Here is a 21,010-nt window from a genome sequence, read left to right on the forward strand (position 1 = left end):
TTTTAATCGCATTTTGTATTCACTAATTAAATCAGCCAAGACGTTTCACTAACATCACATCTTTCAACTGTTCAAGTCGTTTAATCACTCGTGATAATACTTCAATATTATTGAGTTCAAGATCAAAGTCCATGATCAACAATTGGCGCTTGTAATCCACTCGGCTTTTCATACTCGGCACTTTGATTTTTTCGTTGGCTAACAAGGTGGTAATGTCTTTGATTAATCCACTACGTTCCATTGCCTCAATGCGCAGCGTTAGAATGTACAAACCAACAGAACCCCCGCCCCATACGGTATCAATGATACGCTCTGGAGCATGATGACTAAGTTCTTCGAGCTGCTCACAATCACTGCGATGCACTGAAATACCTCGCCCTTGAGTAATGTAGCCCTTGATGAGATCACCAGGAATGGGCTGACAGCAACGCGCTAAATGGGTCATTAAGTTGTCAACCCCTTCCACTACAACTGCATCTTTATGTGGCCTGCTTTGTTGTGGTGTTCGAGCTTCTGACTCTTGAAGCTTTTCGAGCGCCTGTCGATCTTCTTGTTCAGCCGTTGGCTTATTGACTAAGGCATTAATGTGATTAACGATTTGGTTAATGCGTAAATCACCGCTACCAATACCGACAAATAGCTCATCCGGTGTATTTACGTTAAAGCGTTTTAGAGCGTATTTTTCGGCATCTTTTAATGTCGCGCCAATTTTAGCTAATTCATCGTCGAGAATTTCACGCCCAGCTTCTAGGTTCTTTTCACGACTCTGCTTACGGAACCATGCGTTAATCTTCGCGCGCGCACGACCAGAATGAACAAAACCTGTCGATGGGTTTAGCCAATCACGCGATGGGTTGGGCTCTTTCTGTGTGATAATTTCAACTTGATCACCCATTGATAATTTATGGGTAAAAGGCACGATACGTCCAGCCACTTTAGCCCCGATACAACGGTGCCCAACTTCAGAGTGAATATGGTAAGCAAAGTCGAGTGGTGTCGCGCCCATTGGCAAATCGACGACATCACCACGAGGGGTAAACGCATATACGCGGTCATCAAATACTTGGCTTCGAAGTTCATCTAACATTTCGCCAGAATCAGACATCTCTTCTTGCCAATCCAGTAGCTTACGTAACCACGTAATTTTCTCGTCATAGCCACTTCGGGCGTTTGATGCACCTTCTTTGTATTTCCAGTGCGCAGCAACCCCAAGTTCAGATTCTTCGTGCATCTGTTTGGTTCGAATTTGGATCTCGATGGTTTTGCCTTCCGGCCCTAAAATCACAGTATGGATGGATTGATAACCGTTGGGTTTAGGGTTAGCGACATAGTCATCAAACTCGCTAGGAAGATGTTTATATTTAGTATGTACAACCCCTAATGCGGCATAGCAGTCTTGCAGTTTATCAGCAATAATCCGTACGGCACGCACATCAAATAGCTCATCAAAAGCGAGGTTTTTCTTTTGCATTTTTCGCCAGATACTGTAGATGTGCTTAGGACGACCACTCACTTCAGCATTGATATTACATACTTTCATTTCAGAGCGTAAATCATCGACAAAATCGCGAATGTAATGTTCCCGGACAATACGCCGTTCTGACAGTTGTTTTGCTATCTGTTTGTAGGTCTCTGACTGCTGATAACGAAACGCGTAATCTTCAATTTCCCATTTAAGTTGACCAATGCCTAAACGGTTAGCTAATGGCGCGTAAATATTAGCGCACTCTTTAGCGGCGAGGCGACGCACTTCATCTGGCTCATCTTTCACTTCACGTAAATTACAAATACGTTCAGCCAGTTTAATCACCACGCTGCGAAAATCATCAACCATCGCCAGTAACATACGACGTACATTGTCGACTTGTTCTGATGCTTCACTACCTTGCATCGTCACATTAAGCTGACCAATCGCGGCCATTTCTTCCACGCCATCAATCAGTTTAACGACCTCTTTGCCGTAGGTTTCTTCTAGCACTTCACGCTCAACAATACCGCTGGTCGCAATAGGAAACAGTTGGGCGGCAACCAAGGTGGCTCGGTCCATAGAAAGCGTGACCAGTATTTCGATCATCTCTCTGCCACGCCAAAGCAATAGGGTCGATTTTGAGTGACCAGCCAATAAGGTTTCGCATTGGCGGTATACTTCCGTCAGTTTAGCGGAGGTATTTTTCTCTTGCTTTAAGCTCGTAATCCATTTTTCTAGCTCAAACTGTTCGTCTGGATTTAAGTGTGCGCTTCGAACCGCAACCATCTAATTCGTCCTAGTTTTATAGTTTGTGTTATTCGACTAACCGTCTAAGGATTAGTTCTCTCTTTACCGATTTTTTACAAATAGCGCCATAGATTCTAAATGACTCGTATGCGGAAACATATCCAACATGCCTAATTTTGCTAATTTATAACCTTGGCTTATCAAGCTTTGACTATCTCGAGCAAGCGTCGCTGGGTTACAAGAGACATAAACGACACTTTTTGCGCCTAAACGAGAAAGTTGATCAACAATACCAACAGCTCCTGCACGTGCTGGGTCGAGCAATACTTTAGCAAATTTTTCCTTTGCCCACTCTTGGCTCGACAAATCTTGTTCCAAATTTGCTTGGTAGAACGCGATATTGTTTATATTGTTGTGCGTTGCATTCTGTTGTGCTTGTGTGACCATCTCGTCAACGCCTTCAACACCAACCACAAATTGTGCACGCTTAGCTATCGGCAAACTAAAATTACCCAAACCGCAGAATAAATCGAGTACCCGATCCTCTGGAGAAATCTGTAACCAGTCCATCGCTTGCTCAACCATTTTCTGGTTCACGTACCGATTGACCTGAATGAAGTTCGACGGCAAAAATGGAATTATCACCCCACCCTCACTGTAAGTGGCTTCTTTTCCTGAGAGAATTTCAAGTTGCTCACTTTGCGGGACAACGTACAGCGTTGCCTGATGCTGCGCAGCGAATTCAAGTAAGGCTTGTTTATCTTCTGGAGCTAATGCTTTGAGGTGCCTTAGCACAATAACTGCACCTTGTTCACCTAACACCAGTTCTACATGGCCGAGCTGTTCTTGCTGTTTAAACGTGGTTAATAACGCCTTTAAAGGGGCAAGTAACTGGTTTAACTGCGGCTCTAATACCGAGCAGTCTGTGATGTTAACTATCTGCTTGCTCTGTTTTTTTCGAAAACCAAATAGCAGCTGCTGCTGTTTTTTATCCCACAGTAAACTGATACGTGCCCGACGACGATAACCTTTATCGGGGCCTGAAACCGGTTCAGACAATGTCAACGTTTGGCCTGCAAATTTGGCCATTAATTGACTGAGCGTTTGCTGTTTATGCTCGATTTGAGCCTCATGGGTCAGATGCTGTAGATCACAGCCGCCACATTGTGAGTAATGCGGACAAAACGCATCAATACGCTGCTCACTTGGCTTTAACACTTTGATCAATTGGCCACGAGAAAATTTACTTTTACTCTCACTAAGCTGTATAAGCACTTGTTCGCCCGGCAGAGCACCATCGATAAAGATCGGTTTCTTTTGCTGATAAGCAATGCCTGCCCCTTGGTGATCAAGCCGCTCAATCAATACCGTTTGATGTTTGGTCTCTAGTTGCGTTTTCTTTTTCGGTTGGAAAAAACGTGCCATGCTTTATGCCTACGTAAGATTTAATCGGTGTTTTTCTGCCCTAGCGTCACTATTTAGTGCGGGGATGATTGTCGAATTTACTCGACTTGATTAAGCTAACCGCTAATTAAACGATTTTCGTACTAGCTTCGCTTGTCAAACTGCGGGCTATTTTCCCATATCCACACCACGATGTTTAGACAATAATGACCAGATATGGCTTACGCGCGCGCGTTATTACCTTAACCCTAGCTCCAACCTTGATTATCGGCTTATTGCTGAGTGCTTTTTTTTCCTTTAATCGCTACCACGATCTTGAAAATCAGGTGATTAATGCAGGGGCGAGCATCATTGAACCCTTAGCGATTGCTAGCGAAGAGGCGTTAAAGAATCAAAGCCGTGAATCAGTACGACGTATTATCAGTTATGCACACCGCAAAAATTCGAAGTTAGTTCGCAGTATTGCTGTATTTGACGCCAACCACGAATTATTTGTAACGTCTAACTTTCACCCCAATTTTGAAAGCCTGACTTACCCAAAAGATAAACCGATACCGATCCTTAGTAGCTCACACCTGACCGAGAATACGCTAATTTTACGTACTCCCATCCTCGAAGAAAGTCGTCTAATTGAAGGTGGGGGCTCTGAAGCCACTACGCCAGCGTTAGGTTATATTGCGATAGAGTTGGATCTTTCATCTTTGCGCTTACAGCAGTATCAAGAAATTTTTTCAGCCTTTTTAGTGCTAGCGCTTGGGTTAGGGTTATCAGGAGCCTTTGCATTTCGACTATTGCACGACGTCACACGTCCTATTACCCATATGAAAAATATGGTGGACAGAATTCGCCGTGGTCATTTGGATGTGCGCATTGAAGGTAAAATGCACGGCGAATTGGATTCGCTCAAAAAAGGCATCAATGCGATGGCAGTTTCGCTATCGGAATATCATGTTGAGATGCAGCACAGCATTGATCAAGCGACCTCTGACTTACGTGAAACCTTAGAACAATTAGAGATTCAAAACGTCGAACTCGATATTGCTAAAAAACGCGCCCAAGAAGCAGCACGCGTGAAATCAGAGTTTCTTGCCAATATGTCACATGAACTGCGCACCCCACTTAACGGTGTGATCGGTTTTACCCGTCAAATGCTGAAAACACAGCTCAGCAACAGTCAAATGGATTACCTCCAAACCATCGAAAAATCAGCAAACAACTTATTGAATATCATCAATGACATCTTAGATTTCTCTAAGCTTGAAGCAGGTAAATTGGCATTAGAAAACATTCCATTTGAGTTCCAAGAAAGCCTCGAAGAAGTGGTGAATTTGCAAGCCACCAGCGCTCATGAAAAAGGGCTGGAAATCACGCTTAAAGTTGACCAAAAAATCCCAGCAGGATTAGTTGGCGACCCACTACGAATTCAGCAAGTACTGACCAACCTTGTGGGTAACTCGATTAAATTTACTGAACGCGGCAATATCGATATTAGTGTCGAAATGCGCTCGCAGCGCGATGATGTGGTAGAGCTACAGTTCATGGTTCGCGATACGGGGATCGGCATTTCCGAGCGACAACAAGCTCAACTATTTCAAGCATTTAGTCAAGCCGACGCTAGTATTTCGCGTCGCTATGGTGGCACAGGCTTGGGACTGGTTATTACTCAGAAACTGGTCAGCCAAATGGGGGGAGAAATCAGCTTAACCAGCCGCCTACACCAAGGTTCAACCTTCTGGTTTACTCTGAGATTGCACATCACAGAAATGCCAATGAGTGATTGGCTGGACCCTCAGATACTCAGCAGTAAACAATTGTTACTAATTGAGCCCAATATGCAAGCAGCCTCGATTACACAGCAGATGTTGGTTCAGGCGGGGCTACATGTTACTTATCGTTCAGTGATGCCTGAAGAGTCAGAACATTTTGATTATGTGCTACTTAATTTAGCGCCGAGTAAAGAAACTGACATTAACTTGGTCGAACAATGGGTCAACAACGCCGTTAATATGGCAGATAATGTCATTATTGGTACGCCAAGTACTGAGCTTGCGCTATCCGATCATCTGATGCAGCAATATCCAGTACAGTGCATCACCAAGCCGCTATCGCGGAAAAAACTGCTGCAAATATTGATTGCCCACCAACCCGCCATTCAAGAGGTACCTGAATCACCTAGCGAGTTTGATAAACTACCACTGAAAGTCATGGCGGTTGATGATAACCCAGCCAACCTAAAATTGATCATGGCACTGCTGCAAGAGCGCGTAGAAACCATTGTTTCTTGTACCAATGGCCAAGATGCCATCGAACAGGCGAAAGATCATAAGTTCGATATTATTTTGATGGACATCCAAATGCCGCATATGGATGGCGTTACCGCATGCCAGGAAATCAAAAAGACCCAGCTTAATGCTCAAACCCCCGTTATCGCTGTTACCGCTCATGCCATGGTTGGGGAGCGAGATCGTCTCTTGAAAGCTGGTATGGACGATTACCTAACCAAACCTATCGAAGAACATATTTTGCAGCAGGTATTGGTTCACTGGAATCCGCACACGACTAGCCATGAAGTTGAAAAGCTAGAGCTCACTGAGCACTTGGAACCGATAATAGAGGCTCAAGAAGTCGCACATGCCGACACCATCATCATTGACTGGCAAACGGCCCTCAAACAGTCAGCCAACAAGGAAGACTTAGCAAAAGATCTACTGAAAATGTTGGTAGAGTCGATCCCTGAAATTAATCAAGTCGTTGCAATGGCATTAGAAGATGATGAATATTCAACGCAAGATCTGCTCCATCATGTACACAAACTGCATGGTAGCTGCTCGTACAGTGGCGTTCCGCGCTTGAAAAAAGTGTGTGCCACTATTGAGCAAGCTCTACGAGCAGGACAATTGATCAGTGATATTGAGCCAGAGCTATTTGAGCTGCAAGATGAGATGGAAAAAGTAGTCGTAACGGCAAAACCTTATCTGGTTTAGCCATTAAACCTGAACAATAAGAATAGGTTGGAGTTGCGCCATATATGCCGCAACTCCAATGAGCATAACTACTAACTACGATTCGAATATCACCGTTGCGACCGCATAGTGACGTTCATCCGATATCGTTAAGTGGATATGTTGCACACCAGCAACTTCAGCCAATTGCGCCGCCTTGCCAGAGAGCGTCAGCAGTGGTTTACCATTTTGATCATTGCTAATTGTGAAGTCTTGAAAACTGACGCCATGTGCGATACCAGTACCCAATGCTTTCGATGCTGCTTCTTTGGCTGCAAAGCGCTTAGCAAGATAGCGGCCCTTTTGCTTCAATGAAGTAAATACAGCGAGCTCTTGCGGTGTCAAAATACGCTCGGCAAAAGCATCACCACTGCGTGATAATGCTTTTTCTATACGTTCGATTTCTGCGATATCACTACCCAGACCAACAATAGCCACTCGTTAACCTTATTTACGCGCCGCTTGCATGATTGCTCTCATGTCAGCAACAGCTTTATCTAAACCGTCAAACACGGCGCGACCAATGATAGAGTGGCCAATATTCAATTCATAGATTTCAGGCAATGCCGCGATAGCCGCTACGTTATGGTAAGTCAAACCATGACCAGCGTTAACGGTGATGCCAAGGTCACTGGCATAACTTGCAGCTGCTGCAATTTTCTTCAACTCATCTTGTTGATCAGTTTCCGTTTCAGCGTCAGCGTAATGACCAGTATGCAGCTCGATAAATGGTGCACCGCATGCTTTAGCGGCGTCAATTTGTTCACGGTCAGCATCAATAAAGAGCGAGACTTTAATCCCTGCCTCCGTCAGCTTTTCGGTTGCAGCTTTGACTTTTTCAAGCTGACCAAGAACGTCCAAACCACCTTCAGTGGTCAGTTCTTCACGCTTTTCAGGCACTAAACAAACAAATTCAGGCTGTGTTTTTAGAGCAATATCGACCATTTCATCAGTCACGGCCATTTCAAGGTTCATACGAGTTTGCAGCGTTTCACGCAAAATACGAACATCTCGATCTTTAATATGGCGTCGGTCTTCACGCAAATGGATTGTGATGCCATCAGCACCCGCGCGTTCAGCGATTTCAGCAGCGTGAACTGGGTCTGGATATTTGGTACCACGTGCATTACGTAAAGTTGCGATATGATCGATATTAACGCCTAAATAAATTGCGCTCATTTTCCTATACTCCGTACTTTGGAAAAACTGGTCATTGGCAGGAAAAGTTCCCTGCTCTTTAAAGGTTTACCGCCAAGATACGGCTTTAAGGCTATACGTGTAAAGCGTTTTGCCGCTTGAAGTTGCTCTTTGGTCACGAAGCGACGTTCACTAATTGCGATCAACTCATTCCCCATAAAGGTTAAGTTATCTCGGCGCACTGACGCAATAAAGCCTTTCTGTTCGCGATAACGATACGTCATCTCTGGGTCAATCGCTTCGCCTGTTCCTGCGCAATGTAAAAAATCGACGCCATAACCCATTGCTGCGAGCAGGGCGAGTTCAAAACGTCTCAGTGCAGGCTCTGGATTATCACATTGAGCAAGTTCGGTAAGGGCATGCAAGTAGTCATGAAACAGACCGGGAGCAGGCACTTCTTGTGCTAACACTCGCCCAATCAATTCATTCACGTACATCGCAGAGTAGAGAGTAATACCATAAAGAGGTAACCCTAAACTGATTGGTTCTGCTTGGCGAAGGGTTTTCATCGAGCTATTGCCCGACCATTTGAGTAATAAGGGGGTAAAAGGTTGTAAAGCACCTTTGAGATTCGAACGTTTGCTGCGCGCACCTTTAGACATCAAAGTAACACGACCATACTCCTCGCTAAAAACATCAAGGATCAAACTCGACTCGCTATAAGGACGTCGATGGAGGACAAAACAACGTTGTAAACCTTCAGACATAAAGTAACTCAGAGATGAGCAGCACTATGACTACTCATCTCTAATATGGGTTATAGATCGTCAATATAACCTAGGCTACGAAGGGCGCGTTCATCATCTGCCCACCCTGACTTCACTTTCACCCAAGTTTCGAGGTAAACCTTGCGACCAAACAGCTCTTCCATATCTAAACGGGCTTCGCGACCGATGGTTTTAATTTTCTCACCACCTTTACCAATCACCATTTTCTTCTGACCACTGCGTTCGACTAGGATCAACGCATTGATATGAAAACCATCCGTTTCAGGATTGTAGTCGAAGCGTTCAATTTCAACCGTAACAGAATAAGGTAGTTCTTCACCGGTAAAGCGCATCAATTTTTCACGTACAATTTCAGATGCCATAAAACGCTGAGAACGGTCAGTCACATACTCTTCAGGGAAATGGTGTGTCGCTTTCGGCAAATGCTCACGCACGTGTTTACGTAATACATCGACATTTTTACCGTGTTTAGCGGCAATCGGTACGATATCGACAAACTCCATTTTCTTAGATAGTTCAGACATGTGCAGCATAACGTCATTACGATCTTTCACGTTATCAACTTTATTCACACACAGAACAACAGGGAAATTAGCGTTACGTAGTTTGTTAAGCACCATTTCATCATCAGCAGTCCACTGAGTGCCATCGACAAGAAACAGCACCAAGTTGACATCACTTAAAGAACTGCTCGCCGCTCGGTTCATTAAGCGGTTGATGGCACGTTTTTCTTCAATGTGTAGCCCTGGAGTGTCGACATAAATCGCTTGGTATTGACCGTCAGTTTCCACGCCCATAATACGATGGCGAGTAGTTTGCGGCTTGCGCGATGTGATCGAAATTTTTTGCCCAAGTAGGTTATTTAGCAACGTTGATTTACCAACATTAGGACGACCAACAATGGCGACAAAACCACAGTGTTGATCATCGGGTGCCGTTGCTTCATTAGCGCTAGTATTTGATGCAAAGTATGCATCCAAGTCGAATTCGTTATCAGCCATTTGTTAGTTGCTCTAGTGCAATTTCAGCAGCCGCTTGTTCAGCTTTGCGACGGCTAGTGCCTTTACCAATTACAGGGGTTCCTACTCCTGCGACATCACACGACACCGTAAACTCTTGGTTGTGTGCTTCACCTTTAATATTAGTCACTGTATAGATTGGCAGCTGTTTTCTTCTGCCTTGCAGAAACTCTTGAAGGCGAGTTTTTGGATCTTTTTGTGAAACGCCGGGCTCGATGGCATCTAAACGATCTTGATACCAACTCAAAATAATACCGCGTATCACTTCAACATCGCTGTCTAAGTAAATAGCACCAATGATGGCTTCTACGGCATCAGCAAGGATTGAATCACGACGAAAACCGCCACTTTTCAACTCACCTGGACCTAATTTTAAGTAATCTCCTAGGCAAAATTCTCGACCTAGTTCCGCCAGAGTATGACCACGAACTAACGTAGCGCGCATACGACTCATATCCCCTTCATTCACTTTAGGGAAACGATGGTATAGCTCATCGGCGATGACAAAACTTAAAATTGAATCGCCCAGAAACTCAAGACGTTCATTGTGCTTACCATTTGCACTGCGATGTGTCAGTGCTAAGGAAATAAACTCGGGATCATTAAATTGATAGCCGAGTTTAGTTTCTAATTTGCTAATTGGAGAATTCATGCTCTCTCGATGTAATGATGGCTAGCCAAGGCTAGCCTAGTTAATACCACCAATGCGGTTAAAACGCACACCAGTTGGAATCCATGAAGGTAAAGCGCTATCGGCATCACGCTCAAATTCGAAGCTGATCCAAATAGCAACGGCTTTACCGACTAAGTTTGCTTCTGGGACAAAACCCCAGTAGCGACTATCAGCACTGTTGTCACGGTTATCACCCATCACAAAATACTGACCTTGTGGAACAACCCACTCGTTAACACCATGACGAGGTTGATACGCATCAACGCGATCACGACGCAATGGATTGATCAAAATCTGGTGTTCAACCTGGCCTAGCTTTTCATTCACTTGGATTAAGGGAATGCCATTTTGGTTGAATTCACTCTCTTCAACATTGGACAGTTTGACCTGTTTACATTCTGTTGAACCTTGAGCTTGGATACAAACTTCCTTGTTACTACTATAGCGAACCGTATCGCCTGGCATACCCACTACACGCTTGATGTAGTCAATACTTGGCTGTGGTGGATATTTAAAAACTACAATATCTCCACGCTCAGGCTTACCCGTTTCAACCAATTGAGTACGCCATACTGGGTCTTTCAAACCATAAGCATATTTCTCAACCAGGATAAAATCACCAACCAATAATGTTGGCATCATCGAACCTGATGGAATTTGAAACGGTTCATAGATAAAAGAACGCAGCACCAGCACCAAAGCAATCACAGGGAAAATAGAGACACTATTTTCTACCCACCATGGTTGAGCGGCGACTTTAGCCGTCACACTGGCATCTAATCCGTTGGTTTGCGCTTCAATACCGGCCACTTTGTGCTGGCGTTTCTTTGCCCAAACCAACTTTTCTAGCACCCAGACCACTCCGGTCACTAAGGTCACGATCACCAAGATGAGTGAGAATGTATTTGCCATGGACTTCCCTTATCTAAAAATACGAAAGTGAAAGAGCCGAAACTCTTTCACTTATGATTACTGCATGATGAACGGTACATTCAACGCAATGGTTAATCTTTACCAACATGAAGAATCGCAAGGAACGCTTCTTGTGGTAACTCTACGTTACCAATTTGCTTCATGCGTTTCTTACCTTCTTTCTGTTTCTTCAACAGTTTCTTCTTACGACTCACATCACCACCGTAACATTTTGCTAGTACGTTTTTACGTAGCTGTTTGACGGTTGAACGAGCAATAATATGGTTGCCAATCGCGGCTTGAATCGCAATATCAAACATTTGACGAGGGATGAATTCTTTCATCTTCTCAACAACTTGACGACCACGTGTTTGCGAGTTGTCTTTATGCGTGATGATAGCCAAAGCATCCACTTTGTCACCATTAAGCAAAATATCAACACGAACCATGCTTGATGCTTCAAAACGTTGGAAACCGTAATCCAATGATGCGTAACCACGTGATGTCGACTTCAAACGGTCAAAGAAATCGAGTACCACTTCAGCCATAGGAACGTCGTAAGTCAGTGCTACTTGGTTGCCGTGGTAAACCATATCAACCTGCACACCACGCTTTTCAATACACAAGGTAATCACATTACCTAGGTATTCAGACGGTACCAGAATGTTACAACGAGCAATCGGCTCACGAATCTCTTCAATATCATTAACCGCTGGCAATTTAGCAGGGCTATCAACATAAAGTACCGTACCGTCAGTTTTTTCAACTTCATACACTACCGTTGGTGCGGTGGTGATAAGATCAAGGTCGTATTCACGCTCTAGACGTTCTTGAATAATCTCCATATGGAGCATACCCAAGAAGCCACAACGGAAACCAAAACCTAGTGCTGCCGAGCTTTCTGGCTCATAAAACAGTGACGCATCGTTAAGACTAAGTTTACCTAATGCATCGCGGAAATTTTCATAATCATCAGAAGAAACCGGGAAAAGACCAGCATAAACCTGAGGTTTCACCTTTTTAAATCCTGGTAACGCTTTTTCACATGGTGTTTTTGCTGAAGTCAACGTATCGCCAACTGGCGCGCCAAGGATGTCTTTAATACCACAAACAACCCAGCCAACTTCACCAGTATTTAATTCAGTTTGGTCGACTTGTTTTGGCGTAAAAATCCCCAAACGATCAACCCCCCAAATTTGCCCGGTACTCATCACTTTAATCTTGTCATTCTTCTTCAATACGCCGTTTTTCACGCGTACAAGAGAAACCACACCTAAGTAGTTATCAAACCAAGAGTCAATGATCAAAGCTTGCAGTGGCGCGTCAGGATCACCTTCTGGCGCCGGAATACCAGAAACGATCTTTTCGAGTACATCATCAACCCCAAGACCAGTTTTAGCCGAACAACGGACAGCATCAATCGCATCAATACCAACGATATCTTCAATCTCTTCCGCTACACGCTCTGGTTCTGCGGCTGGCAAATCGATTTTGTTAAGGATAGGAACAACTTCCAGTTCCATTTCAATCGCAGTGTAACAGTTAGCCAAGGTTTGAGCTTCAACACCTTGACCTGCATCCACTACTAATAATGCACCTTCACAGGCGGCAAGAGAACGGGAAACTTCATAAGAGAAGTCAACGTGTCCAGGAGTATCGATAAAGTTGAGCTGGTATGTCTCGCCATCTTTTGCTTGGTAGTCGAGCGTCACACTCTGCGCTTTGATGGTGATGCCACGCTCACGTTCAAGATCCATAGAATCGAGGACTTGAGCTGCCATTTCACGATTACTCAATCCACCACAAACTTGGATTAAACGGTCAGAGAGGGTCGACTTACCATGGTCGATGTGGGCGATAATCGAAAAGTTACGAATGTGCTTCATAGGTTTGGGATGACTAAACTCTTGCAAAAAGGAACATAAGAACGCGACATCAAGTGGCGTTTCCATAAAGTTGGCAGATTCTACCCAATTTCGATAGGGATCGCATCATAAATTAGGCAATGGGCTCACCGAGGACTCGAACCAAAACCACCTCAAGCTGTGAACGTTTTTCAAGAACGGTGGAGAATCGTTTGGCAATGATGATCCCAACGGCGATAAAAAGTGCCGCGCTCATAATCACCAAACCTTCGCCACCATTAAACATAGGGGCAATAACAGCATCACCGAGCCAAGCTCCAAGCATCATCATAAATAACGGCACTAGGTAAACCAAAGCCGCCGATTGAAGTAAGCTTTTTTCAGGAAAACCAATTTCAATCACCTGGCCAGGCTTGACTGTTTTGTCCGTATTGAGTTGCCAGTGCAGTGTTTTGTTGCCCACAGCTTTAGAAACAATCCCCGTCCCACAACTTTTTGATGAAGAACAACTGCTGCAACTGGTCTGCTGTTCACAACTGAGTTCAACATGAAACCCTTGTTGCTTTAATTGAACAGAAGTCACTGTCGCCAACGCCGTCATCATGGTGCCGTCACCTCATTGGTTTTGTTCATCGCTTTAAACGTAATTGACTGAGCAATACGCTTGGCGGTTTCTGGTGGAATATCACCCACCACCGAGATCTCATTATTGCCTTTCACAAAACTATGTAAAGTACGGCGACCTTGGCGAACCAATTGACCTTTTAACGAATGATTGTCGCTATCTGAAATGTACACAGAGAAACTGAACAAACCATCGCTAAACATTTGGCTTTCAACTAAACGTTCAGTAATGGCCATACGGTAACGGTTCAGTTCTTTGGGCTCGAAACCATCAGGAGTCCAACCTACATTCCAAAAACTTTCGTTAAGGTTACCCTTTGGTAAAGACAATACTTCTGGAAGTTTGACGGCATTGAGCCCCTCCATCGCATCGGCGAGTTTGTCGCTGATCGCATAAGATATGGTGCGATATTGCTCTAATACTTCACCATCTCTATCAACTAAATCTGCTCGTAGTGGCAAATGACTGGCTTCATCAACCCATAAAACATAGGAATAACGCAACCCATCTTTAGGCACAATACGCACAACCTGACAGGCAGTACCCGCTTCACGAGCACGACCGACTTTAACAAAGTCGTAATATTGGCTTAATGCGCCAACATCGCTATCGAGCATAGGAATCGTTGGTGCGACCATAGAGCTAGATTCGATGGTGAACGGATCTACGCCTGGCTCAATGTAACTGACTTCATCACCACGACGAATAACTTCTCTGACCGGCCCACTGAGATAGACGAGATGAGCAAATTGTTGGTCACTTTTACTCGCATGACGATACAGTAAAGGTTCGATACTGCTTTTCTTAATAAGAATGTAAGACAGCTCATAATTTAAGTGCTGACTGGCTTCGTTCATTTGAAGCAACAAAGCCTCTGCAGGTTGGTCATCTGCAAAGGCTAATGTAGAGTTCAAACTGAACAGCGCCAACGCACTGATCAGGTATTTATTCATTCAGCTACCGATTGATGTACATCGTTGTGCAAGCTAGCACTTTCGCTATTTAAGCGAAGTTGCAGCTCGTAATCTTGTAATAGCGCGTTAACGCGGCGGCGTTGCTCTTGCATATTAGTGTCATTGTTGTGTCGCTCGACAGAATCACGAGTCAAGCTAACCGGTTCAACACTACCAGTGAACGGTACTGTTTGTAATACAGGTAATTGATCACCTTGAGTGGAGGTTGGATCACTACCACTGTATTGCTGCACACCCAAAACAACCACAAGCGAGACACAAGCAGCCACAGCGACTTGTCCAAACTGAGAAAGCCATGCTGGTAATTGTCTACGGGCTTGCGATGGCGTAGGTTGAGACTCACGATTTCCATGCTGAATATCAACAACAGAGGCCGAATGTAAACGACTGTGCGTAGGCTCACTTTCCAATGCTAACGCCACACTTTCTGCAATATTCCATTCAGCTCGCACTGGGGCATCACCACGCATCACATCACCAATTACATGGTAATTTTTCCACGTTTGTAAACTTTCTTGGTCAAGCTCTAATTCTTGGATTAGTGCCTTATCGACCATTTCCCCATCCATGAGTGCTGAAAGTTTTTCTTTGTCAGCCATTATTTATTCACCATATTCATTACTGGTTTGAGCGCTATAAAAGAGGTTTTATCTTCTTTTCTACCGCTTCACGAGCACGGAAGATACGCGAACGCACCGTTCCTACAGGACAATCCATAACTTCTGCGATTTCCTCGTAACTTAAGCCTTCAAGCTCACGCAACGTCATCGCCGTTTTTAAATCTTCAGGTAACGCTTCTATCGCACTGAACACTACCTGTTGCAATTCTTTGGACAACGTAATGTTCTCAGGGTTCGATATTTCTTTTAGCGCATTACCATTTTCATAATATTCAGCATCTTCAGCATCAACATCATTTGCGGGTGGCCTGCGGCTCTGCGCAACAATGTGATTTTTAGCAGTATTGACAGCAATACGGTATAGCCAAGTGTAAAACGCGCTTTCTCCACGAAAAGTTGGGATAGCACGATACGCCTTGATGAATGCCTCTTGGGCGACATCCGCTACATCTCCAGAATTGCTCACATACCGAGAAATAAGGTTGCAGACTTTATTTTGGTATCTTAAGACCAAAAGGTTAAACGCTTGCTTATCCCCACTCTGAACTCGCTCAATCAATACCTGATCGGTCAACTGCTCGTTCATTCGAGCGTGTACTCCTATTGTTATTCCCCTTACCTTCTCAGATATGGGCATTCATTATGCAAAGTGTAGTATTGACACCACCGCTTACATGAGCACTATTGTGACTCAAGGAAGAATGGGAAGTTCCATTCTGTCTAAAAATATTTGCCATTCACAATCGATAAGTGTGACGTAACTTCAATTCGACAAACCTTACAACATAGTGAGGGTCGATAATACGAAAGACAATGGCATTGACCAAAGTATTGCATTTTAACGAGATAATTTACCTTTATTTTATCTAGATGATCGAAGTCACGCTTACGCAGCTAATGGATATACCAAAAACGACTTGGAGTTACAGGTAGGCGGCAAGTGAGTTTACCCCATAAGCATAGACAGGCTATGTGATTGGGGTAAACGAACGCCGCCAACACCGCAGCATCTTCAAGTAGGAAGGGATAAAACCTTGCGACTTAAGCACTTCAAGAGTATAGATACATGCAGTACATTTTTTTAAATAAGAGTTGGATAACTCTACTATAGTTCGGGAATTTAAAAGTTTTATGAACGCAAACCGTGAACATCAATGTGATGTATTAGTGGTAGGTAGTGGTGCAGCAGGCTTGTCGTTAGCTCTGCGTGTAGCAAAACATGGAAAAGTCATTGTTCTAAGCAAAGGACCTCGCAGTGAGGGGGCCACCTATTACGCTCAAGGAGGAATTGCGGCTGTTTTTGACGAATCAGACAGTATTGAATCACACGTTGAAGATACACAAATCGCAGGGGCTGGTATTTGTGAAGAAGATACCGTGCGCTTTATCGCAGAACACGCGAAAGAGAGTGTTCAGTGGCTAATTGATGGCGGTGTTCCTTTCGACAGAGAAGAAAATGACAGTGATGAAGCTCCTCGTTATCATTTAACTCGCGAGGGTGGTCATAGCCATCGACGTATCCTTCATGCTGCCGATGCAACTGGCATGGCGATGCAAACCTCCCTTCAAGATAATGTTCATAACCACCCAAACATCACCATTCTTGAACGTCATAATGCATTAGATTTGATCACTGAAGACAAAGTTGGTGGTGACAAACAAAAAGTCATTGGCGCTTATGTTTGGAACCGTAATCAAGAACACGTTGAAACTATTCGTGCAAAATTCGTGGTCTTAGCCACAGGGGGCGCATCGAAGGTATATCAATATACATCCAATCCCGATGTCTCTTCTGGTGATGGCATTGCCATGGCTTGGCGCGCAGGATGCCGCGTTGCAAATTTGGAGTTTAATCAATTCCACCCAACCTGCTTGTTCCATCCTGAGGCTCGTAACTTTCTTTTGACAGAAGCATTACGTGGTGAAGGAGCATTTTTAAGACGCCCTGATGGATCACGCTTTATGCCTGATTTTGATGAACGTGGAGAACTGGCACCGCGTGATGTGGTTGCCCGAGCGATAGATTTTGAGATGAAACGCCTAGGTGCTGATTGTATGTACCTAGACATCAGCCATAAGCCTGCCGATTTTATCGAAAAACACTTCCCCACCATCCATTCTCGTCTAATGGAATTGGGGATTGATATGACCAAAGAGCCGATCCCGATAGTACCTGCTGCGCACTATACTTGCGGGGGGGTAATGGTCAACAAGCAAGGTCAGACCGACATCAAACACCTTTATGCAATCGGTGAAGTCAGCTATACCGGGCTACATGGTGCTAACCGTATGGCTTCAAACTCGTTACTTGAGTGTGTTGTCTATGCATGGTCTGCGGCACAACATATTCTGAAAGCACTGCCTGAAGCACAACTTCCTCCAAGTTTACCAGCTTGGGATGAAAGTAAAGTGAATAACTCAGATGAAGAAGTTGTTATTCAACATAACTGGCACGAGCTGCGTCTATTCATGTGGGATTACATGGGCATCGTACGTACTGACAAGCGTTTGGAGCGTGCATTACGTCGCATCCAATTGCTGCAACAAGAAACTCATGAGTACTACAGTCATTTCCGTGTTTCGAACAATTTATTGGAACTGCGAAATTTATTGCAAGTCGCCGAGCTGATGGTTCGCTGTGCAATGCAACGCAAAGAAAGCCGTGGTTTGCATTACACATTGGACTACCCACAATTGGCCGAAGATAGCGGGCCTACAATTCTGACACCGCAAGGCTAGGAATAAATATGTAGTTAAACAAAAGGAGTCTTTATGGCTCCTTTTGTTGTTTATTGATTTGCGCTAATCGAACCAATAGCTGCCGATACAGTTCATCACTACAATTGTCTCGCCACAATAGGTAGCGCTGCCCACATTCTGAGTACAAAATAAGCACCATAAACGAAAATTGCAATGAGACTTTTTTAATAATAAATGTCTCTTCAAGCCATTGACATCCGCCATCCTTATGCAAGGTAACATCTCCACTAACACATGGAGGCAATAGATCGAATTGGTAACCCGCCGACAATAAGAAGATGATAAAGAAGAGGGTCGAAACAAGAGGAAGAGGAGAAATCAACAACGCCCATATGACCAACATCAACAATATGATATGAGCCAAACAGGCGAAATAAGAAGCTTGAAGTGTAAACTTAACGTACTTTGCTGAGGTTATGAGCGACAATCTTGTCCACCATAGCGGCATGCCCTAAATTTTCACTGCGACCGTGCCCCATAATCCACGTGAATAGATCTGGATCATCACACTCCAGTAGGGAAACAAAATCTCGTTGTTCAGTTTCACCAAGCGAGTCGAAGCATTCTTCAAAAAATGGCATTACAACCACATCTAGCTCTAGCATTCCTCGACGGCAGGCCCACTTAATTCTTGCTTTTTCTTCAGTGGTGTACATCGGTTTTCCTCACCTTATGTTTATTTGCGCAGAGTGTATCAAGCGGATGGTAATTCAACTAGTAGATGAGTCACAGTCCCTGTTCAAGCTGACAAAAAAACTGAACCAGACTAACATAGTGTCTACATTTTACTTTTTAGGTAGACAAACATGGACTGGCAAAACGCATTTACACCTCTCTCAGTGACCGCCAATGACACGCTTCCCCCTTTAATGATGGCTCATCTCGATTCATGGGGAGCAATCACTATGGATGGAGATGACAAAAAAGCTTATTTGCAAGGTCAAGTGACCTGTAACGTTGTTAGCCTTGAGAAGACACAATCCACATTCGGTGCGCATTGTGACGCCAAAGGTAAGGTTTGGTCAGTGTTTCGCCTTTTTCACCACAATAATGGTTATGCGATGTTCCAGCCATTATCAGCGATAGAAGCAGAGCTCAACGAACTGAAAAAGTACGCGATTTTTTCAAAAGTAGAGATAAGCCAAAGTCAGGATGTTGCTTTAGGTGTATTCGGTGACAACGCTGAACAATACATTGATGCATTAACAGAAGACAGAGGTGATGTTCGCAGTATTGAAGGTGGTAGCGCTGTAAAAATATCACCACAACGTTGGCTATTACTGATAACTGAACCTATCGCACAAAAGCTCATCAGCAGCAGTGATGCCACTAAAGTCAGCGAAGCACTTTGGACACGTTTTGATATCGAAGAAGGTATTCCGCTTATCACTCAAGTCGATCAAAGAGAACATATTCCTCAAGCGTTGAACTTGCAAGCGCTGAATGGAATTAGCTTTAGTAAAGGTTGTTATACTGGTCAAGAAACAGTAGCTCGCGCTAAATACCGTGGTATCAACAAACGGGCTATGTACCTTGTGAAAGGCAATAGCGAACAAGTATTGGTCAGTGATGAACTCATTGTATTGGAGCGTTCGGTCGGTGAAAATTGGCGTAGTGTTGGACACTTACTCGCTCATTATACTTTTGCCGATCAAACAGCAATTGGCTTGATTGTGCTACCTAATAATTTAGAGGCCGACACTCAATTTCGTCTAGCTAATCAACCTGGCACTCGTTGGTTGATCCAAACGTTACCTTATTCTCTTGAAGATGAATAACGAATTCGATACACACATCACTCGTTATTTAACGGAGCAAGGGGTCTCTTATCGCCTAATGCCCCATCAAACTCCAGCGAAAACGATTGAAGATGCCGCCAAGCAGCGCGGCATTCACCCAAAGCAGATGGTAAAGTCGATAGTTTTAAAAGAGTTAGGTGGCCGATATGCGCTCGCCTGCGTTCCGGGAAATAAAGCTGTTGATCCCAAAAAAGTACGCGCCATATTTCAGGGACGTCGTATGACCTGTGTGAATATCGAAGACGTTGCACTCATTACAGGCTACCAAGTAGGCACTGTCACACCATTACTGCTACTCACATCAATGCCTATCATATTTGATAGGCAACTACTGAATGAGCAACAAGTGACTATCAGTAGTGGTACCCAAATGGCAGGAATCGCACTTCGCTGTCAAGATTTAGTCGCGCTTTGCCATCCAATTATCGCAGACATCGTCCGTTGAACAATGAAACAATGTAATCCATTACATTATTTCGTGAGCAACTCTGAAATACACCAAAATCGACGGTGAATTTTTAGTCAAAAGTAAAACATAAATAGTCATTGCGACTTTTTTAACGTACTCTTGCAGACGTTGGTTAAAGCATAATCAGAATGAACATTCTTTTGTATCCTTCACCAACAAAAAAGTGAATCCACTGATTGTTTCAGGACATCCACTTTTTGTGTAATGCATCTGTGACTATTCGCCCGCACATTTAGCGGGCATTTTTTTGTCAGAAAATTCACCAAAAATTATCACATTTAAATAAAATGCAACTATTATTAAAAATGTCATATTGTTCGGGCTTAATAAGCACCGAGTAAAACAAGGGCAAGTTCATTAGCAAACCCTGTTTTGAGGAAAGCATCACACGAACTTGGATATTTATCCAACATTTTGCCAACAGCAGCACAAATATCCAAACAGGTTAGGCTTTACTGCATAATCCCCTATTAATATCACACTATTTTTAACGGGGGTTTAATATAATTTGCAGTGCAAGAACAATAGAAGGATCGTAGTATGAGACTGTTTAAGCGCTATACACCGGGGATGATTGCAAAACACGTAAGTCGTCTTTTTAAAGGAAGAATTTACATTTACGGTGTGGGGAAATTTGAATTTAATAATGGCAAATTAGTCTTGCCTGAGCGTGCAGAGAAACGCCATTTCCAAACAGTAAAAGAAGTGAATCAGGAAATAATGAGATTACGTTGCGCTTACGCTTGAT

20 protein-coding genes are annotated in these 21,010 nt (G+C 43.8%); 5 read left to right on the forward strand and 15 right to left on the reverse strand.

The features are described from left to right. Positions 1-31 precede the first annotated feature (31 nt). Positions 32-2,254 (reverse strand): GTP diphosphokinase, encoded by a 2,223-nt coding sequence (gene relA, locus EYW48_RS01400; RefSeq protein WP_053310739.1) that lies wholly within the window; start codon positions 2,252-2,254, stop codon positions 32-34. A gap of 63 nt (positions 2,255-2,317) precedes the next feature. Beyond that, complete coding sequence (gene rlmD, locus EYW48_RS01405) at positions 2,318-3,640, reverse strand: 23S rRNA (uracil(1939)-C(5))-methyltransferase RlmD (protein ID WP_277431780.1); 1,323 nt, start codon at positions 3,638-3,640, stop codon at positions 2,318-2,320. 185 nt (positions 3,641-3,825) lie between these two features. Between rlmD and barA the strand changes: the two genes are divergently transcribed. After that, complete coding sequence (gene barA / locus EYW48_RS01410) at positions 3,826-6,603, forward strand: two-component sensor histidine kinase BarA (protein ID WP_277431781.1); 2,778 nt, start codon at positions 3,826-3,828, stop codon at positions 6,601-6,603. 75 nt (positions 6,604-6,678) lie between these two features. Here barA and acpS read toward each other — a convergent pair whose 3' ends face one another. The 11 genes from acpS to rpoE form a co-directional block, all read right to left on the reverse strand. Continuing rightward, positions 6,679-7,059 carry a holo-ACP synthase gene (acpS, locus tag EYW48_RS01415; protein WP_171979743.1) on the reverse strand — a complete coding sequence of 127 codons (381 nt, stop codon included), beginning with the start codon at positions 7,057-7,059 and terminating at the stop codon, positions 6,679-6,681. A 9-nt stretch (positions 7,060-7,068) separates the two neighbouring features. Next, positions 7,069-7,800, reverse strand: a complete 732-nt coding sequence (pdxJ, locus tag EYW48_RS01420) for a pyridoxine 5'-phosphate synthase (protein ID WP_053310735.1) — start codon at positions 7,798-7,800, stop codon at positions 7,069-7,071. Beyond that, complete coding sequence (gene recO, locus EYW48_RS01425) at positions 7,797-8,525, reverse strand: DNA repair protein RecO (protein ID WP_053310734.1); 729 nt, start codon at positions 8,523-8,525, stop codon at positions 7,797-7,799. Before recO ends, pdxJ begins: the two co-directional genes overlap by 4 nt. 50 nt (positions 8,526-8,575) lie before the next feature. Then, on the reverse strand, positions 8,576-9,547 hold the full coding sequence (gene era, locus EYW48_RS01430; RefSeq protein WP_053310733.1) for a GTPase Era: 972 nt from the start codon (positions 9,545-9,547) through the stop codon (positions 8,576-8,578). Beyond that, positions 9,540-10,217 (reverse strand): ribonuclease III, encoded by a 678-nt coding sequence (gene rnc / locus EYW48_RS01435; protein WP_053310732.1) that lies wholly within the window; start codon positions 10,215-10,217, stop codon positions 9,540-9,542. The genes era and rnc overlap by 8 nt, the downstream gene beginning before the upstream one ends. 36 nt (positions 10,218-10,253) lie before the next feature. Beyond that, a complete protein-coding gene (lepB, locus tag EYW48_RS01440; protein WP_171979744.1) occupies positions 10,254-11,150 on the reverse strand; it encodes a signal peptidase I in 897 nt (298 codons plus the stop codon). Between the two features lie 92 nt (positions 11,151-11,242). Next, positions 11,243-13,036 (reverse strand): translation elongation factor 4, encoded by a 1,794-nt coding sequence (gene lepA / locus EYW48_RS01445; protein WP_053310991.1) that lies wholly within the window; start codon positions 13,034-13,036, stop codon positions 11,243-11,245. Between the two features lie 112 nt (positions 13,037-13,148). Beyond that, entirely contained in the window at positions 13,149-13,619 is a 471-nt protein-coding gene (locus EYW48_RS01450; RefSeq protein ID WP_053310730.1) for a SoxR reducing system RseC family protein, read from the reverse strand. Beyond that, the gene (rseB, locus tag EYW48_RS01455; protein WP_053310729.1) at positions 13,616-14,593 is read right to left on the reverse strand and encodes a sigma-E factor regulatory protein RseB; all 978 of its coding nucleotides are present in this window, start codon (positions 14,591-14,593) and stop codon (positions 13,616-13,618) included. The genes EYW48_RS01450 and rseB overlap by 4 nt, the downstream gene beginning before the upstream one ends. Further along, entirely contained in the window at positions 14,590-15,213 is a 624-nt protein-coding gene (locus tag EYW48_RS01460; RefSeq protein WP_053310728.1) for a sigma-E factor negative regulatory protein, read from the reverse strand. The genes rseB and EYW48_RS01460 overlap by 4 nt, the downstream gene beginning before the upstream one ends. 34 nt (positions 15,214-15,247) lie before the next feature. Then, the gene (gene rpoE / locus EYW48_RS01465) at positions 15,248-15,820 is read right to left on the reverse strand and encodes an RNA polymerase sigma factor RpoE (RefSeq protein ID WP_053310727.1); all 573 of its coding nucleotides are present in this window, start codon (positions 15,818-15,820) and stop codon (positions 15,248-15,250) included. A gap of 545 nt (positions 15,821-16,365) precedes the next feature. Here rpoE and nadB point away from each other — a divergent pair. Next, positions 16,366-17,973 (forward strand): L-aspartate oxidase, encoded by a 1,608-nt coding sequence (gene nadB / locus EYW48_RS01470; protein WP_053310726.1) that lies wholly within the window; start codon positions 16,366-16,368, stop codon positions 17,971-17,973. 31 nt (positions 17,974-18,004) lie between these two features. Here the strand turns inward: nadB and EYW48_RS01475 are convergent, their stop codons facing one another. Further along, positions 18,005-18,421: a protein YgfX gene (locus tag EYW48_RS01475; protein WP_277431782.1), complete on the reverse strand. Its 417-nt coding sequence runs from the start codon at positions 18,419-18,421 to the stop codon at positions 18,005-18,007. Next, positions 18,390-18,650 carry a succinate dehydrogenase assembly factor 2 gene (locus tag EYW48_RS01480; RefSeq protein WP_168521031.1) on the reverse strand — a complete coding sequence of 87 codons (261 nt, stop codon included), beginning with the start codon at positions 18,648-18,650 and terminating at the stop codon, positions 18,390-18,392. The genes EYW48_RS01475 and EYW48_RS01480 overlap by 32 nt, the downstream gene beginning before the upstream one ends. Positions 18,651-18,800: 150 nt before the next feature. Between EYW48_RS01480 and ygfZ the strand changes: the two genes are divergently transcribed. From ygfZ to EYW48_RS01495, 3 genes are all read left to right on the forward strand, one after another. After that, entirely contained in the window at positions 18,801-19,772 is a 972-nt protein-coding gene (ygfZ, locus tag EYW48_RS01485) for a tRNA-modifying protein YgfZ (protein ID WP_261917369.1), read from the forward strand. After that, on the forward strand, positions 19,765-20,238 hold the full coding sequence (locus EYW48_RS01490; RefSeq protein WP_171979746.1) for a YbaK/EbsC family protein: 474 nt from the start codon (positions 19,765-19,767) through the stop codon (positions 20,236-20,238). The genes ygfZ and EYW48_RS01490 overlap by 8 nt, the downstream gene beginning before the upstream one ends. A gap of 564 nt (positions 20,239-20,802) precedes the next feature. After that, positions 20,803-21,009, forward strand: coding sequence for a DUF1107 domain-containing protein (locus tag EYW48_RS01495; RefSeq protein WP_053310721.1), 207 nt, complete (start codon positions 20,803-20,805; stop codon positions 21,007-21,009). The last annotated feature ends 1 nt before the right edge of the window (position 21,010 follow it).

This window comes from Vibrio sp. 1180_3, assembly GCF_029478545.1.
Lineage (GTDB): Bacteria > Pseudomonadota > Gammaproteobacteria > Enterobacterales > Vibrionaceae > Vibrio > Vibrio aestuarianus.

Bases quoted from the DNA above. Each gene is read 5' to 3' on its own strand.
- barA (WP_277431781.1), top strand. From the start codon at position 3,826: ATGACCAGATATGGCTTACGCGCGCGCGTTATTACCTTAACCCTAGCT.
- EYW48_RS01450 (WP_053310730.1), bottom strand. From the start codon at position 13,619: ATGATGACGGCGTTGGCGACAGTGACTTCTGTTCAATTAAAGCAACAA.
- relA (WP_053310739.1), bottom strand. From the start codon at position 2,254: ATGGTTGCGGTTCGAAGCGCACACTTAAATCCAGACGAACAGTTTGAG.
- rseB (WP_053310729.1), bottom strand. From the start codon at position 14,593: ATGAATAAATACCTGATCAGTGCGTTGGCGCTGTTCAGTTTGAACTCT.
- pdxJ (WP_053310735.1), bottom strand. From the start codon at position 7,800: ATGAGCGCAATTTATTTAGGCGTTAATATCGATCATATCGCAACTTTA.
- EYW48_RS01490 (WP_171979746.1), top strand. From the start codon at position 19,765: ATGAATAACGAATTCGATACACACATCACTCGTTATTTAACGGAGCAA.
- rlmD (WP_277431780.1), bottom strand. From the start codon at position 3,640: ATGGCACGTTTTTTCCAACCGAAAAAGAAAACGCAACTAGAGACCAAA.
- EYW48_RS01460 (WP_053310728.1), bottom strand. From the start codon at position 15,213: ATGGCTGACAAAGAAAAACTTTCAGCACTCATGGATGGGGAAATGGTC.
- recO (WP_053310734.1), bottom strand. From the start codon at position 8,525: ATGTCTGAAGGTTTACAACGTTGTTTTGTCCTCCATCGACGTCCTTAT.
- lepA (WP_053310991.1), bottom strand. From the start codon at position 13,036: ATGAAGCACATTCGTAACTTTTCGATTATCGCCCACATCGACCATGGT.
- ygfZ (WP_261917369.1), top strand. From the start codon at position 18,801: ATGGACTGGCAAAACGCATTTACACCTCTCTCAGTGACCGCCAATGAC.
- EYW48_RS01495 (WP_053310721.1), top strand. From the start codon at position 20,803: ATGAGACTGTTTAAGCGCTATACACCGGGGATGATTGCAAAACACGTA.
- era (WP_053310733.1), bottom strand. From the start codon at position 9,547: ATGGCTGATAACGAATTCGACTTGGATGCATACTTTGCATCAAATACT.
- nadB (WP_053310726.1), top strand. From the start codon at position 16,366: ATGAACGCAAACCGTGAACATCAATGTGATGTATTAGTGGTAGGTAGT.
- EYW48_RS01480 (WP_168521031.1), bottom strand. From the start codon at position 18,650: ATGTACACCACTGAAGAAAAAGCAAGAATTAAGTGGGCCTGCCGTCGA.
- rnc (WP_053310732.1), bottom strand. From the start codon at position 10,217: ATGAATTCTCCAATTAGCAAATTAGAAACTAAACTCGGCTATCAATTT.
- rpoE (WP_053310727.1), bottom strand. From the start codon at position 15,820: ATGAACGAGCAGTTGACCGATCAGGTATTGATTGAGCGAGTTCAGAGT.
- lepB (WP_171979744.1), bottom strand. From the start codon at position 11,150: ATGGCAAATACATTCTCACTCATCTTGGTGATCGTGACCTTAGTGACC.